15 protein-coding genes and 2 pseudogenes are annotated in these 15,081 nt (G+C 59.6%); 8 read left to right on the plus strand and 9 right to left on the minus strand.

The genetic code is table 11. The annotated features are described in order from the left end of the window. Positions 1-6: 6 nt before the first annotated feature. Together HMPREF2896_RS00490 and HMPREF2896_RS00495 are read right to left on the minus strand one after the other, a co-directional pair. Positions 7-1,899: a heavy metal translocating P-type ATPase gene (locus HMPREF2896_RS00490; protein ID WP_070716848.1), complete on the minus strand. Its 1,893-nt coding sequence runs from the start codon at positions 1,897-1,899 to the stop codon at positions 7-9. Continuing rightward, on the minus strand, positions 1,896-2,255 hold the full coding sequence (locus tag HMPREF2896_RS00495) for a Cd(II)/Pb(II)-sensing metalloregulatory transcriptional regulator CmtR (RefSeq protein ID WP_070716849.1): 360 nt from the start codon (positions 2,253-2,255) through the stop codon (positions 1,896-1,898). The genes HMPREF2896_RS00490 and HMPREF2896_RS00495 overlap by 4 nt, the downstream gene beginning before the upstream one ends. A gap of 199 nt (positions 2,256-2,454) precedes the next feature. Here HMPREF2896_RS00495 and HMPREF2896_RS13000 point away from each other — a divergent pair. Both HMPREF2896_RS13000 and HMPREF2896_RS00500 read left to right on the plus strand, forming a co-directional pair. Then, positions 2,455-2,650 (plus strand): annotated as a pseudogene (locus HMPREF2896_RS13000) (type II toxin-antitoxin system RelE/ParE family toxin). 34 nt (positions 2,651-2,684) lie between these two features. After that, positions 2,685-2,945: a HigA family addiction module antitoxin gene (locus HMPREF2896_RS00500; protein WP_070596475.1), complete on the plus strand. Its 261-nt coding sequence runs from the start codon at positions 2,685-2,687 to the stop codon at positions 2,943-2,945. A gap of 54 nt (positions 2,946-2,999) precedes the next feature. On the opposite strand, the gene arfB is transcribed toward HMPREF2896_RS00500, so the two are convergent. From arfB to HMPREF2896_RS00525, 6 genes are all read right to left on the minus strand, one after another. Beyond that, entirely contained in the window at positions 3,000-3,443 is a 444-nt protein-coding gene (arfB, locus tag HMPREF2896_RS00505; protein WP_070716852.1) for an alternative ribosome rescue aminoacyl-tRNA hydrolase ArfB, read from the minus strand. Between the two features lie 31 nt (positions 3,444-3,474). Next, entirely contained in the window at positions 3,475-4,065 is a 591-nt protein-coding gene (locus tag HMPREF2896_RS00510; protein ID WP_210388725.1) for a putative glycolipid-binding domain-containing protein, read from the minus strand. Continuing rightward, positions 3,993-4,277 carry a Fic family protein gene (locus HMPREF2896_RS13160; protein WP_308607912.1) on the minus strand — a complete coding sequence of 95 codons (285 nt, stop codon included), beginning with the start codon at positions 4,275-4,277 and terminating at the stop codon, positions 3,993-3,995. The genes HMPREF2896_RS00510 and HMPREF2896_RS13160 overlap by 73 nt, the downstream gene beginning before the upstream one ends. A gap of 259 nt (positions 4,278-4,536) precedes the next feature. Continuing rightward, positions 4,537-4,728, minus strand: a complete 192-nt coding sequence (locus tag HMPREF2896_RS13010) for a hypothetical protein (RefSeq protein ID WP_246821810.1) — start codon at positions 4,726-4,728, stop codon at positions 4,537-4,539. A gap of 610 nt (positions 4,729-5,338) precedes the next feature. Beyond that, positions 5,339-5,989, minus strand: coding sequence for an MOSC domain-containing protein (locus HMPREF2896_RS00520; protein WP_070644803.1), 651 nt, complete (start codon positions 5,987-5,989; stop codon positions 5,339-5,341). 29 nt (positions 5,990-6,018) lie between these two features. Beyond that, the gene (locus HMPREF2896_RS00525; RefSeq protein WP_246821794.1) at positions 6,019-8,547 is read right to left on the minus strand and encodes a hypothetical protein; all 2,529 of its coding nucleotides are present in this window, start codon (positions 8,545-8,547) and stop codon (positions 6,019-6,021) included. Positions 8,548-8,662: 115 nt separating this feature from the next. On the opposite strand from HMPREF2896_RS00525, the gene HMPREF2896_RS00530 reads away from it, so the two are divergent. Then, positions 8,663-9,379: a helix-turn-helix domain-containing protein gene (locus HMPREF2896_RS00530; RefSeq protein WP_070644799.1), complete on the plus strand. Its 717-nt coding sequence runs from the start codon at positions 8,663-8,665 to the stop codon at positions 9,377-9,379. A gap of 24 nt (positions 9,380-9,403) precedes the next feature. After that, on the plus strand, positions 9,404-9,910 hold the full coding sequence (locus HMPREF2896_RS00535) for a Fic family protein (protein WP_246823944.1): 507 nt from the start codon (positions 9,404-9,406) through the stop codon (positions 9,908-9,910). Between the two features lie 458 nt (positions 9,911-10,368). Here the strand turns inward: HMPREF2896_RS00535 and HMPREF2896_RS00540 are convergent, their stop codons facing one another. After that, a complete protein-coding gene (locus HMPREF2896_RS00540) occupies positions 10,369-10,977 on the minus strand; it encodes a CueP family metal-binding protein (protein ID WP_070716854.1) in 609 nt (202 codons plus the stop codon). 153 nt (positions 10,978-11,130) lie between these two features. Between HMPREF2896_RS00540 and HMPREF2896_RS00545 the strand changes: the two are divergent. From HMPREF2896_RS00545 to HMPREF2896_RS00560, 4 genes and pseudogenes are all read left to right on the plus strand, one after another. After that, positions 11,131-11,355: pseudogene (locus tag HMPREF2896_RS00545) on the plus strand (alkylphosphonate utilization protein); the annotation flags it as partial. A gap of 93 nt (positions 11,356-11,448) precedes the next feature. Next, entirely contained in the window at positions 11,449-13,020 is a 1,572-nt protein-coding gene (locus HMPREF2896_RS00550; RefSeq protein ID WP_070716859.1) for a type I restriction-modification system subunit M, read from the plus strand. A gap of 1 nt (position 13,021) precedes the next feature. After that, positions 13,022-14,125 (plus strand): restriction endonuclease subunit S, encoded by a 1,104-nt coding sequence (locus HMPREF2896_RS00555; protein WP_070716861.1) that lies wholly within the window; start codon positions 13,022-13,024, stop codon positions 14,123-14,125. Beyond that, a complete protein-coding gene (locus HMPREF2896_RS00560) occupies positions 14,125-15,066 on the plus strand; it encodes a restriction endonuclease (RefSeq protein WP_070716865.1) in 942 nt (313 codons plus the stop codon). Before HMPREF2896_RS00555 ends, HMPREF2896_RS00560 begins: the two co-directional genes overlap by 1 nt. Positions 15,067-15,081 lie beyond the last annotated feature (15 nt).

The raw sequence follows: 15,081 nt of genomic DNA on the forward strand, positions 1-15,081 counted from the left end.
ACAGCCTCAGCGTTTCGCTCGTGCAGCCCGCAGGCCGTTCAAGATCACGATTACTTCGGCGACTTCGTGTACCAACACGACGGCGGCCAGGCCCAGTACACCGCTGATCGCCAGTGGCATCAACACGATGATGATGGCCAGAGACAGCACGATGTTTTGGTTGATGATCCTGCTGCCTCGGCGGGCGTGCTGCAGCGCCTGCGGGATCAGCCGGAGGTCGTGCCCAGTGAAGGCGACGTCAGCGGACTCGATCGCGGCGTCAGAGCCGGTTGCTCCCATCGCAATGCCCACCGTTGCGCCCGCCAGTGCCGGCGCGTCGTTGATGCCGTCGCCGATCATCGCCGTCGGCGTCTTGGAGGAGAGTTCGGCGACGATGCTTGCCTTGTCCTCCGGTCGCAGCTCGGCGCGCACGTCGTCGATTCCGGCGATTTCAGCCAGCGCCCGGGCGGTGCGAGTGTTATCGCCGGTGAGCATGCTCACTTCCACGTCGTTGTCGTGCAGGGACTGCACGGCATCGGGCACCTCGGGCCGCAACTCGTCGCGCACCCCGATCGCCCCGGCGAGAGCGTCATCGACGGTGACTAGGACGCAGGTCTGGCCTTCGGACTCCATGCGCTCAACGTCCGATTTCAGTGGCCCGGCGTCGATCCATCGGGGGCTGCCGACCAGCACCCGTCGGCCTTCGACGGTGCCGCCGATGCCATGACCGGCTTCCTCGCTGATGCCCAAGGCGGTGGGCGCTTCGGGCTCCGCTGCCACGATCGCCGCGGCGAGGGGGTGCGTCGATTGCTGCTCAACCGCCGCCGCGAAGGAAAGCACCTGCGCCCGATCGAATCCGTCTGCCGGGACCACTCCGGTAACCTCGGGCTGGTTGCGGGTAAGGGTTCCGGTCTTGTCCACCGCCAGGTGACGGATGCCGCCGAGCCGCTCGAACGCCGCGCCGGACTTGATGACCACGCCGAACTGGCTGGCCGCGCCGATCGCGGCCACGACCGTCAGCGGCACGGAGATTGCCAACGCGCACGGCGACGCTGCGACCAGAACCACCAGGGCACGGGTGATCCACGTCTCGGGGTCGCTCAGCAGCGAGCCAATCACACCGACCAGCACCGCAAGGATCATCACCCCGGGCACTAGGGGTCGGGCAATCCGGTCGGCGATCCGGGCGCGGTCGCCCTTTTCCGCCTGCGCCTGCTCGACCAGGTCGACGAGGGTGGTCAGCGAGTTGTCCGTTCCAGCTGCGGTCGTCTCGACCTCCAGCACACCGGCGGAGTTGATCGCTCCCGCGGGTACCTCGTCGCCGGGCGCAACCTCCTCCGGAATGGATTCTCCGGTGATCGCTGAGGTGTCAAGGCTGGAGCGTCCGGACCGAATGATGCCGTCCGTGGCGATCCGCTCCCCGGGGCGTACGACCATTAGCTCGCCAACCTCAAGGTCCTTCGCAGCGACCTCGGCCGTCGTACCGTCGCGCAGCACGGTCGCGGTTTGCGGTACCAGCTTCAACAGTGCCCGCAGTCCGCCTTGGGCCCGGTCCATCGCCTTGTCTTCCAATGCCTCGGCGATCGAGTACAGGAACGCCAGCGCCGCGGCCTCTCCGACGAAACCAAGGATCACCGCGCCGACCGCGCTGATCGTCATCAGCAAGCCAATGCCGAGCTTGCGCTTCGTGACAAGGTTCCGGATCGCCCCAGGTGCGAACGTGTAAGCACCCAACAGCAGGCCAAGCCAATACAGTACCGTTGCGGGCGTCTCCAAGTCGGACCAGTCCAGCGCCAGTCCTGTAATGAGGGCTACGCCGGAGAAGATCGGTAGCAGTAGCTCGGGGTCCTTCCACCATGGCCGATCGAGCTCTTCGATTTCTGTGGTGGGTTCGTGTTCGCATCCACATGCTGAACTCATGCGTCCGTTCCTTTCTCGCCGCAGCCGGGCACCGAGCACTCAGTGTCGATGCAGGGGGCATTCTCGTCGACGGCCAGCGTCGCGTTGACCAGCGCGTTGAGCGCCGCCGCGAGGTGCGGATCGGCAATTTCGTAGCGGGTCTTACGGCCCTCCGGCTCAGCGACGACGATGCCGCAATCGCGTAGGCAGGACAGGTGGTTCGAGACGTTCGAGCGGGTCAGATCCAAGCTTTGCGAAATCTCGGCCGGGTAGCCCGGACCGTCGAGTAGGGTCATCAGGATTCGGGAACGCGTCGGATCAGCCATGGCCCGGCCGAGCCGGTTCATGACGTCGAGGCGTGAAGCAATAGTCAGCATGTGCTGAACAATACAACGTGTGCTGAACTATTCAAAATGCACTGAACTGACGGTTACGCGAAGGTCCTGCGACCTGCAGGAATTAGTGGATGGGATAGCAGATGACTGATCCTTTGTGGTTCGGCTGCCACCCAACGCGGGAGCGACGTGGGCGGCGAGGTTCTCCAGAATCTTCGCGTTATGGGGGGAAGGGTCAAGCATGATCCAGTCGTTCGCTGACAAGGACACTGAGCGTCTGTGGAATCGAGAGCGGATTCCCCCGGGGAAACCGGCTCGAGGCGTTGAAAGGTGATCAGCGGGGTCAGTTCAGCATTTGAATCAACGACCAGTGGCGGATCTGTTTTCGGTGGTCCGCCGCGGGGCCAGAGGAGGTTGAAATCGTTGACTACCACTGACAAGCTCCCTCCGGTTCACCCCGGTGAGATCCTCATGGAGGACTTTCTCAAGGAAATGGGGATCACCCAGCACAAGCTCGCCGTCTCCATCGGCGTTCTGCCCCGCCGGATCAACGAAATTGTTCACGGTAAGCGCGCTGTAACCGCTGACACGGCCCTTCGTCCAGCGAAGTTTTTCGAGATGAGCCCCCAGTTCTGGCTCGGGTTACAGGCTCAATATGACTTGGACGTGGCGGAAGACAAGATCCTCTCGGAAATCGAGCGGATTCAACCGGTCCAAGCTGTCTCAGCGTAGCGGTTACCCGAACCAGGTCCGTCTGCGTGAGGATATGCACGCGGATGGTTCGAACTAGGGAATTTGGGGCCGCCGTCGCGTGGACTTGAGTTCCGAGCGCCGCTTTTTCGCTTCGAGACGGCGTCGCACCGAGCTCTGCGTCGGCTTGGTCCTGCGCCGCGGGGGAGGAGGCGGAGCGAGCGCCTCGCGCAAGAGGGCGGCCATGCGTTCGCGTGCCTCGGCGCGGTTGCGTACCTGCAATCGCTGGGTCGATGCGGTAACGGTAAGGACGGTGCCGTCTAGGCGGTGCTCGAGGTTGTGAAGGACGCGGTGACGCAGGGCGTCGGAAAGCGATGAGCACGTAGCGATATCGACGGAAAGCTGCACTTTGCTGTCCGTAGTATTGACGCCTTGGCCGCCTGGTCCCGACGACTTCGCGAACCGCTCCGTCAGGTCGGCGGCGACGATGACCAGACCCCCGGGGATCCCTGGGCCAGGCGCGATGGTCAGGTCGTTCATACCGCCCAGCGTAGTTAGAGTTGTTTCCGGATCAGACCCGCCGTGCGAGATCAGGGTAGTGTACGACCACTCCGTCACCGTCGACCTCCAACTCGACGTCGACTCCCCGTGTTCCGCTTTTGTATCGGACAGTTTCAGCATCGACGGAGCTGTAGTACTGGTCTGATGCGATCACCTGGAGGGACGGCATATCAATCCAAGCCATGATCAGCTGCGTTTTCGGAACCTGAGTCTCAAGCAGCGTCAAGCGACGAATAGGCATTGTGTTGGTGAGAGGGCACAGGCCGAGATCGCAATCGAGTGCGGCTTTCAGGTCGGCTGACTGGACGATACCGGGGGAGGCCAGATCTTCAGGCTGGGCGCCCTCTTCATTGGTTTCCGCCGACCACACGCCTTGTTCGGACCTAAACAGCTCGAGGCTTCGCCCCCATCCGTCGCCTTCAACGTTCACCGACACACGTTCGGTCACCCAGTTCTCCGCGGCGTGCAGCTCCCACGTGGCCTCGTATCCATCGCCGTATTGCACTCCGGAAGCGGTCAAACCGGCTCCTAAAAAATGAACTGCGGCCTCGTTCCGGATGAGGGGAGTCTCGACATGCTCCCACTTATACGTGCGCTCCATGGTGAGGATTTTACAACGCTCGATGGTGCGAAAAGGCAGGTAGCTTTCGATTTGGACCGCGTACCGAGGACGAGGCTTACCGGCAGAATGGTGTATTCAGTAAGTCCGCGACGCAGAAGAATCCCATGAATGAGAGCACGGCCCACACGGCCGTTGCCATCTGAAAATGGGTGAATCGTTTCGAATTGAGCGTGAGCAATCGCGGCTTGGATGAGAGCACCGTGCTAAGCGCCATCTAGGTAAAGGCACAGGTCTTCAACGAGGTCACGGACTAGGCGTGGGGGCGCTGGGATGAACTCGGCCCCAATGGGTGTGTGGTTACTTCCACCGGTCCAGTTTTGAATAGTGCGAAGTCCAGTGGGAATGGAGCCCTTCTCCCCCATCAACTCTCTTTGAAGCTTTTCAAGAAGCTCGATGGAGATTGTCGGTTCGGTGGCAAAGCTTTTCTCAATGGAACGCAGAACGGTAAGGTTACGGGTAACCTCTTCCGCGCTTTTCCTTAAAGCCGCGGACTTCTTCTACTTGGGCGAGTTCCGCGAGGACAACCTTATCGACGTTGGGTGCAATACCTTCAATGCGTGAGGAAGAAATAGCTTCAGAACGCATGAGCAGGCGGGCCACAGACTCCAACTGGCCTGAAGCCGCATGGCGGTTGAGCCCCAAAATATCTCGCTTGATACGCGCTGCCCGGCTGGTGCGCTTTGGGGAAAGTCCATGCCGTACTTACAAGATGGTCAGGGACATAGGCCTGAAAAGGACCTTCAGCCTTATCACGCCGGGGAATGCCGGAGCCTGATTCGGGGATCCAGCTCTCGGTAACGTAGTGGGGCATGTAGAGGCTATCCATTCGTCAAACCCCAATGAGTGGTTGGATAACTCTTATCCAACCACTCATTGGGGTTTAGGTGCTAGATAACTCTTAAACATTCGGGCTTTAAGGCTGAAATGTAGCCTCAATGAGAATGCCAATGACAATCCCATCTGACCGGCCGCGCTGACCTCGGCCAAATCCCCAGACCTCGATCCCGAAACCTCCTGGTGGGTGGTGGGGCGTCGCCAAGCGCTTGGCGACGCCGACCTGCAGGTTGCGGGTTTCAGGTCTGGGGAAATGCAGTGGAGGCTGGAAACGCCGAAGCCCGTCGCCTAAGTCAACTGCGCAATGAGAACATCAATGACAACCTCAATGAGAATTTTGTCATTGAAGCGCTCAATGTTAGCTATGGCGGCTATAGCTGCACCGCGCAGTGTTGGAGGTGGAGGAGAAGGAATGCAGTTAGTCGCGGGGCTGCAGGCGCTTGACCAGCTGGTCGTGGTGGACTGGGGCGAGGCAGCCGGCGTCCACGACGCGTCGGGCTAGCTCCTTGTCCCCCATCTTGGCCGCGAAGGCCATGCCCATGGTGATGTCGTGGTCGGGGCGGCCGATAAGTGTAATCTCATCGCCAGGTTTGATGCGGCCAGGCTCGATGATGCGCAGGTAGGAGCCACAATCGCCGCGCTCCGTGAAGGATTTGAGCCAGCCCGGCTCATCCATCCAGCCGGAGAAAGTGGCACAAGGCGTGCGCGGGATAGACACTTCAAGCACGCACTCCCCCACCTGAATTCGCTGGTTAATCAGCATGTTCGGCCAGGAAATCCCCTCGGTGGTGAGGTTTTCCCCAAAGTAGCCATCACGCAGCACGCGGTTGAGCGTGCCCTCCCAGTAATCGAGCTCCTCACGGGCGACGGCATACACGGCCTTCTCAGCGCCGCCGTGGTGGGCGTGGTCACCGATGGAATCCCCCACCACGCCGGAGCCGTCACCGTAGTTGGGCCCAGGTATCTCCAGGTCCAGGAAGGGGCGTGGCTGCTTATCGATGCCCGTGTACTCGTGTCGCCCATGCGGCTCGGGGCGGCGGACAGCGACGTTCGTGGAGATAACCTTCATGCTCACCTATTGTGGCACACCTCACGCGCTCACATGTCGCGATCGTGGAAGAGCGCCTCCGCGGTCACGAGGTCGTAGAAGAAGAGGCGGGGGGCGAGGGGGAGGACGTCAGCAAGCATGGGCATGTCCTCCTTGAGCAAGGGACTTTCCATGATGATGTCATTCGCCGCAGCGCGGGAGGCCAGGGCGAAGGCATAGGAAATATAGGGCATCCAGGCAGCGGCATTGAGCTCGTCGGCAGTGTTACCGCTGGCAAAGGCGCCCAACGCGATGAGGGTGTGGCTGACGGACATGTCAACGCCCGCGTTTTGCACCAGCGAGGCCAGTGCCGTGGCGTCCTTGCGCAGGTGCTCGATGGTGCCCAGCGCATCGAGGGCGCCGTTGTTGGCAAAGCACTCGCGCAGCGCGGCGATGCGGCCGGCCTCCCCCATCAGATCATGGACGGGCGGTGTGGGACTGTGAATGGTCGCGGCATTGAGCAGCATCGGGCGGGTCAGACCATCTGCGCCGGACTCGCGCAAGGCGGTGAGCTCGGGGTTCTCGCTGGCGGAGGGATCGAGGAGGAGATCCAGGTAGCTATCGACGCCGGACTCGGCGGCGGCCTCCAGTGGCGAGTGGAACAAGCGCGTGCGCGCAAGCGAGCGGGCTTGTTGGTTCACGCTGACGCCGGTGCGCGCCAGGGCGTGGACCGCGGCTTCCGGTTGGGCGCGCAGGCGGTCGATGGTGCTGTCGAACATCGCCTGCAGTTTCGGGTTGGGGCTGCGCTGGGAGAGCACGTGGAGCGCGCGGAAGGTGTCCCAGAGCTGCTCCGGGGTCCAGTCCTTCGAGGCGAGCGCCGCCGGTGAGCCTTCCGGTGTGATCACAATGGAGGCGCTGGAGGGGCGTGCAGGGGCGGCGAGGTTGGAGGAGGCGCGAAGCTCGCGGACGTCGACAAGCAGCGAGCCATGCTCAGCAAGCTCCGCGGGCAGTTCAAACCCCTCTTCAGTGGGAGTGAGTTGGGTAGGTGCCACGGTGGGCTCGGCCAATGGCCAGGCCCAGCCCACTAAATCTGCCTGCGGTTCTGCGTTCTGTTCAATGATGATTTCATCGCCATTGAGCAGACCACGGCTGACGAAGGGGGACTTGCGGATGGTTGCCAGCGCCGCGTAAATCAGGCTGGTGGATGCGGATGCTTCGTACTCGACAATGCGCCGCTCCAAGCTGCGGGCCTGGTGAGCCTCGCGCTCCTGAGCCGGGAGGGAGTCCAGGTAATCCTCGTAGGACAGTGTGGACCACATGAGGAAGAGCTCTGCCGTTGGCTGTTTGCGCACGGCGTTGGCCAGCGCGGCGTTGGGGACGGCGAGGCTGGTGACCGCCTGCGTGGTCTTCGAGGTGCGCGCCAGCTCCTTGATTTTCTGGCGGCCGTCGATGGTGACGAACTTCGCCAGCGGCAGCGGGCGCGGCGAGTGGACGGTGAACATATCGTCCTGATCGAGCTGGCCAGCGAAAATTACTGGCTTATCGGAGTGCTCAGTGGGTTCCAAGCCGATGCGCTTGACGCGGCTAAACAAGGCCTCGGGCCAAACATCGAATTCCAGCTCATAGCCGGCCTCACTGGCTACGACCTCGCGGCGAGAGACCTCGGTGTCCTCGAAGGTGCGCAGGCCTTTTTCCAGTGCGATGGGCTTCTTTGGCGGGGAGGCCAGCGTGTAGCTGAAGGCTGAGTGCGCGCCGAGGGCATCGATGATGCGGAAATCCATGCCGCGCGGACCGTCGTTGGTGGCGCGCATGTGGAGGCCCTCGGCGAGGGAGATGAAGCGGACGTCGACAAGCTGCTCGTCGTGCCACAGCGACACCTTGTAGCGCCCCACCCACGGGTCTTCGTAGAGGTCACCCGGGAAAGGCTCAGCGATGCCTGCGTCGAAAGTCTGCTCCGAAATCTCCTCCTGCTCGCCGCCGAGAGGCGCGTAAGTGAGATCGATGCGCCACTCCCCTTCCGCAATGAGGTGCACGCGCGGCGACTTGGTGAACACGGGCTCGTTGTCGAGGCCTCGGGCGTTGGGCAGGGTGGCGACGTCGAAGTCCCACTCGAAATCGCCGTGCTTGGCGACGTCCACCGGTTCCCTCTGCGGTACCCTCACCTGATCCGGTAGCGGTCCCACTTCCCAGCCGGCCCAGATGCCGAGTGGCTCAGCGTTCTCGAGCGTGCCCTGCGGCGCGATGAGGGTGGTGCGGTCATAGACGATGAACGGCGCCTCATCGGTGATGCCGGTGAAGGTGACGGTCTCGATGAGGTCCTCATCGCCATCGCGCAGGGTTACCTCGATGCGGGTAAAAGGCCCAGGGATGCCGACTTCCAGCGGTTCTTCGGTGGCGAATTCGCGCACCGAATGGGGGCGATCGATGAAGTGAGACTTGACCACCCACCGAGGATCAGACAGATCTGCCTCAGGATAGGTAGCCGGCAGCTCCAGCATGAGAATGTTGCTCCCCCGGCGCAGTGAAATCCGGGGACCCTGTTCGGTGAGGTCAGTGGTGACCAACGGCGTTGTGGGAAGTGAATAAATCTCCGCGCTCATTTGCTTCATCATAGGACACGGCGGGGTGGTGTTGCCATGTCGCTGGTAGGCGGCCTGACTGTCCTATCCGTAGGACAGGTGTCCTATTGATAGGACAGTTGGCTATAGTAGGGCCATGGACCCAGTACAACTCCTCAAGAAAAGCCCGCTGAGCCTGAGCGAAATCTCGCGGCGCTCGGGAGTGTCGCGAAATACGCTCAATCTGTGGTTGCGTGGGGCAGCTCAACCAAGCTTGGCCGGGTTGGAGAAGGTAATGCGCGTGCTCGGATACGAGGTTTCCGTACAGGTACACCACATGAGCGACGCCGCCGCCGCGACAGCCGCCCGAGTTCTCCTGGGGGAGCTCAGCAGCGAAGAACCAGACGTTAAAGCCTGGATTGACCGCTTTATGCAGTGGGGTGACGCTGCGGCCGTCGGTGGCAGCTACCAGGCTCTCATGGAACGGGCCGCGTGGGCCTCCAACCCCTACGGCCGCAAGGACGCTCTCCATTTTTTACCAGCGAATCCCATAACGCTTGCCTCAGCGGTTGATGCGAGCGGGCAACCATGGGCGATGTCGGGTGCCTTTGCAGCTCAACAAGTCTCGGGGCATATCGCTGGTGAAGGAGAACCTCGATCAACATTGATTTGGTGCACAAATCCAGCAGACATCGTGCCTTCATTACCCACGCGGATTCGTGCCAGTGCTGAGCCAGTATCCGGAGGGATCACCCTCGTGCCCGTCGCCGGTGAAGAGTTAACGGGCGCAAGAAAAGAGTTAGGAATACACTACGTGTCACCGCATCAGCTTGCTATTGATGTGTGCGCTGAAAACCATGCGGGAGGGGCATAGGGGATGAGAAGAGCTACGAGCCGAGTGAGCTGGGAACACCATGAGCGGCCGCACGTTTCGGAGTTGGGGACCAAGCGCGGGTTATTTCGACTCACCAAGCAACTTCCTGACTTGGTGTGGAATGCTGCCGCGCTGGAAGGAAACACGTTTACCCTCCCGGAAGTCCGCACGTTGCTCGATGCCGGACTTTTCCGTGGTGAAGGCGACGCGCAGGGGGACGGCGGTGGAGTGCGGCTCATGGATGGCGGGTTCATCCCTTTCGACCCTGCTGATGAATTGGGTGAAGCCCATGCCGATTTGCTGGTTTCCCTCCAAGGGCTTGACAACCCAGTCGAGCAAGCGTTGGCCTATTTCTGCTCAGCCACGCGTAGCCAGTTCTATTTCGATGGGAATAAGCGGACCGCCAGGCTAGTGGCGTCCGGTCTCTTGCTGAGTCATGGATACAGCGCATTGAATATTCCCTACGCGCGGCGACTGGAGTTCAACCTTGCCTCGATGAGCTCTTCCGCGCGGACGACGCCACAACGCTGATGGATTTTCTGTACGACTGCCTAGCGGAGTCCTCCCAGTAAGCGCAGTAGGCCCTCCGCTTCCGAAGCGGAGGGCCTACGTGGGGGCTGAATGCTCAGCGCATCCTTTAGTGCATAGTGCTGTAGTGCTTAGCGGAACATCTTCTGCAGAGCGGAGAAGTCAGCCTTTACCACGCCGACAGACTGCAGGAATGCGGCGATGGCGCCGAGCAGGGCAGCCACAACGCCTGCGCCCAAGAAGCCGGCGCCGACGGGGTGGCGTGGCTAAAAGGAACAGAGTTGACGACACCAGCGGACTTGTTGTGGTCAATTGCCTGCTCGGAGATTTCTTCAGGGAGTGGCCGTATGGGGACTTGCCCAGAACACTGTTGACGTCGGCAAGCACTGCGTGGACACCATAAAACGACAAACGGTGAACCCCCAGGACGTGGGATTCACCGTGGTGAATGAATGAGCGGATTAGGCCATCTGCAGGGTGGTGATGCAGGTTGCGCCCTCCTCGGAGGTGTCCAGTGGGACCTCGCCGGTCTTGCCGTCCTGCTCGATGGTGATGGTGCCCTTCTTGTCGGCCGGCAGCCAGTAGCCAATGAAGCCGTTGTCGAACGTCGTCGTGTCCTCGTTGACCAGCTCGTTTCCTTCATCATCCGTGATGGTGACGTGGATGTCTTCCTGGCTAAGCTCACCAGTGCAGGTGGTCAGGGAGTGGTTGAAGCAGTCGTGCGTACGGGAGAGGTACGGCGCAATAGAGAGGTAGAACTTGTCCTCCGGCAGCGGCAGGGAGGCCTGACCCTGTTCAGTAGCGAGGATGAGCTCGTTCGGGCGCACGGATGCGAGGAGATCGCTATTGCGCTCGTCCTTGGACTGGCGGTCCAGCTTGTCCACGATTTCCTGGCCATCCAACCCTTCGAGATCGAACTCGGCGAGGATCTCCTCGGCAGGCACCTGTTGGATGTCGGTGCTGGAAGCGGCGCTTTTCGAGGCTTCACTCGGTACGGGGCTGTCAGTAGAGCAAGAGGACAGGGTGATGGCTGCGGCGCAGGCGGCAGCAAGAGAAATGAGGCGTTTCATAAGTCTTCCGAATGGGTCCGATTGTGTTGACCCAAGCCTATACCCCACCGGGGTATCAATCAAAGAAATGAGAGAAGGATCATCTTTTTGCGGCACGCGGGATAGACTGTTCCTTATGACTGATACTGCAGGCACAACGCTGCTGCCCTGACCATCGTCGACTCCGTGGGCAACGCGCTTGCTGACGGCGACACGGTCACCATCACCAAAACCCTTAAGGTCAAGGGCGCTCAGCAGCCACTCAAGGCCGGCACCAAGGTGCGCGGCATCCGCCTCAACGTCGATGCCGGAACGGGCCAGGAAGACCACAACATTGATTGCCGGATTGATGGTTTTGGCGCGATGAAGCTCAAGCCTGCTGTGGTGAAGAAGGTTTAGTATTAGATCCCTGCGTAGGGCAGATTCGGAGGCAGTCCCCCTACCGCGAGCTAATAGCCAGCATGGCTCCGCACGACAGCTACCCTGAGTTACATGATTACCGGCGCGCTCAAAAACAACGTCGACCGCATCTGGGACACCTTCTGGTCCGGCGGCATTTCCAACCCCGTTTCCGTCATCGAGCAGTTCACCTACCTGCTCTTCATCAAGGACTTGGACGAGCGTCAGGTCCAGATTGATAAGCGCCGAGCGCTGGGAGATCCCACCGCGACGGACGACATCTTTGATGCGAGCCAGCAGGATCTGCGGTGGCGCAACCTCATCGAGGACCGTGACATCGCCCGCCGCAAGGCCATCATCATCACCAAGGTCTTCCCCTTCATTAAAGAGATGGGCGGCATAGGCTTCCAGGGACACATGGTTAACGCCTCCTTTGAGATTGAATCTGAGGCCACGCTCTCGCGCGTCATGGAGCTCATTGACCAGTTGCACTTTCCGAACAAAGACATGAAGGGCGACTTGTACGAGTACATGCTGGACAAGCTGTCTACCTCGGGCACGAATGGTCAGTTCCGTACACCCAGCCACATCATTGAGCTCCTCGTTGCGCTCATGGAGCCGAAGCCATCGCAGCGGATCATCGACCCGGCGTGTGGCACCGCAGGTTTTCTGGTTGCTGCCAATGATTGGGTTGTCCAGCATCATCGCGAGGACCTTTACAACAAGGACACGCGAACTAAGTTCATCACAAAGGGCCTGACGGGCTTCGACTTTGACAAAACCATGGTGCGCATCGCCGCAATGAACATGTTCATGCACGGTTTTGAAGAGCCCAACATCTCGCACCACGACTCCCTGCAGAAGCTACCCACAACATTTGAGGATTTCGACCTTGTCTTGGCCAACCCGCCTTTCGCGGGCAGCCTGGATAAGGACTCCATTGATCCCAAGCTCAAATCTGCGACGTTGGCCAAGAAGACGGAGATCCTCTTTGTTCACCGCTTCCTGCAGTTGCTAAAGCCTGGCGGACGCGCCGCAGTGATTGTTCCTGAAGGTGTCCTCTTCGGCTCCACCAAGGCGCACAAGGCTCTTCGTAAAATCTTGGTTGAAGATCAGCGCCTGGACGCCGTCATCAAACTTCCCTCCGGAGTGTTCAAGCCTTACTCGGGCGTCTCCACCGCTGTCTTGTGCTTTACCCGCACGGACTCCGGCGGTACTGATGAGGTGTGGTTCTATGAAGTCACTGCGGATGGCTACTCTCTGGATGACAAGCGCACTCCGCTTCTCGACGCTCCATTGCTTGGCCCCTCCCCTGCTTCCCATATCCAGGACCTTAACGATCCCGCATTCGCCGGCGCTCCCACTCCCGTCATCCTCACCGACGAGCAGCTGAAGCTCAACAACCTTCCGGACGTGGTTGCGCGCTGGCACTCCCGCACCACCGACGAGCGCGAGCGCGCCCGCACCGACTACTCCTTCACCGTGCCTAAGGAGGAGATCGCCCAAGCCGACTACGACCTCTCCATGAATCGCTACAAGGAGATCGTCCTCGAAGCACAAGAAACCCGCGACCCCATGGACATTATCGCCGAAATCGAAGAACTCGACCGCGACATCACTCAAGGCCTTGCGAACCTCAAAGCCATGCTCAGCGAGGGGAAATAACATGGCGAGCACTGCAAAGCATGACTGGCTGATGGTGCCGTTCTCGGAATCGTTTGACGATGTGACAAGGGGGCTTAAAAAGGTCCCGAAGTCTGCCTATGAAGAGGTAGGGTCAACACCCATTGTTGATCAATCGATGAACTTCATTTGTGGATATACCGATGAAATCCCGACCTTGGTATCTCCGCCCTATATCGTATTCGGTGACCATACGCGGGAATTGAAGTATATAGATTTCGCGTTTGTTCCAGGGGCCGATGGTGTTAAAGTCCTGAAGCCCGCTGAGGGAATCGACCCGAAGTTCCTTTACTACTATTTGAAGGCCCACCCTGTTCAAGATCTTGGATATTCACGGCACTTCAAGTTGCTGAAAGAGTTGACCATCCCTCTCCCTCCCCTCGACGAGCAGCGCCGCATCGCGACGATTTTGGATGAGGCGAGGGTACAGACTAATCAGTCCGACGAAGCAGGAACTCTCTTGAGCACGATGACTTCCAGTTGGTTGTCGACACGCTCGCAGAGTGTTCCGGGGGTGAAGCTTTCGGAATTGGGTACCTTCCGAGGCGGAATGACGCCTTCTAAGAAGAATCCTGAATTCTGGGGCGGTGGCGTTTACTGGTTTACAACGAAGGACTTGAAGTTTGGGGAAGTTGACGAGTCTGAAGAGCGGATAACCGATCGTGCGCTTGAGGAAACATCGGCATCGCTAATTGGAGAGCCATCCATTGCCTTTTCTCTAAGAGGAATGTCTCTTGCACACCGCTTACCAATGAGCTGCATTCCTGGCGAGGCGACAGTCAATCAAGATTTGAAGGCATTTGTACCTAACCAAAGTATGGATCGTGACGTCATTTTCCATCTGGTCAAACTTAAAGAAATGGAACTACTTTCCAAAGTTTCAACTTCGGCCCACGGCACCAAGAAATTGGACTTTCGTCACTTAAAGGAACTTGAGATTCCTGATCCTAGCGGTGAATTCGGTTTCGAAGTACGACGAGTGTTGGAACAGATTAGAGACATGCAGGAGCAGATTCGCAGAAGGCAAGCGGCTTCGGCAAAGCTCTTTCAAGTTCTATCGACCCGCGCATTCCAAGGAGAACTCTAATGGCTGTCGAAAGATGGGAAGCTTACTTGACCTCGGTGTTGGAAGCTCTTAATGCGAATGGAGCTGAGCTTCGACGTCGGGAGCTCATCGAGTTAACTGCGTCTTATGCGGGCATTACTGACGACGAGCGGCTTGAGACCATTGCGTCGGGGCAGTCGCGCTTTGAAAACCGTGTTGGGTGGGCGTTGACATTCCTTAAGAAAGCGAACGCCATTACTTCACCGGCACGGGCGCGCTTTCAAATTACAGACTTTGGCCGTGACCTTTTAAAGCGCTATCCATCCGGCTTAACGGAAAAGCAGCTGTTGGGAGAGATTGCGGGTACGGAAGCGGCGCTAACGTGGCGGGGCCGGAATCCTGGGCGTAAGGCTGGGGACGAGGTAAGCGCTGATAAGCAAAGCGTACTTCCAGAGGCTGAGAGCGAGTTAGACCCGGTAGAGCAAGTGGAAACCGGCGTGTCACGCAACAACGAATTCGTGGCTGGTGAGCTGCTGACTCGGTTGCACGACAATGAGCCGGCGTTCTTTGAACAGGCAGTGCTGGACTTGCTCATGGCCATGGGATATGGCGGAACGCAGGGCAAGGCCACGCGTACGCAGTTATCCAATGATGGTGGAATCGACGGAATTATTGACCAGGATGCGCTGGGGCTGTCTCGCATTTACGTGCAGGCTAAGCGGTATGCGTTGGATAAGAGCATCGGCCGACCGGCTATTCAGGGATTCGTGGGTGCGCTGCAGGGGGCGCAGGCGGATCGAGGGGTGTTCCTAACTACAGCGACTTTTTCAGATAAGGCGCAAGAGTATGCGGATGCGGTGTCGTCACGCGTCGTTTTAATCGACGGTGACAGGTTGGCGGAACTGATGATCCGCTACGGCGTGGGCGTGCAGGTCAAGAGGACTGTGGCGCTGGTTGAGGTGGATGAGGATTACTTCGAGTAGGTAAGGGAACTAGAT

Origin of the sequence: Corynebacterium sp. HMSC069E04, from assembly GCF_001813175.1 — a bacterium.
GTDB lineage: Bacteria > Actinomycetota > Actinomycetes > Mycobacteriales > Mycobacteriaceae > Corynebacterium > Corynebacterium aurimucosum.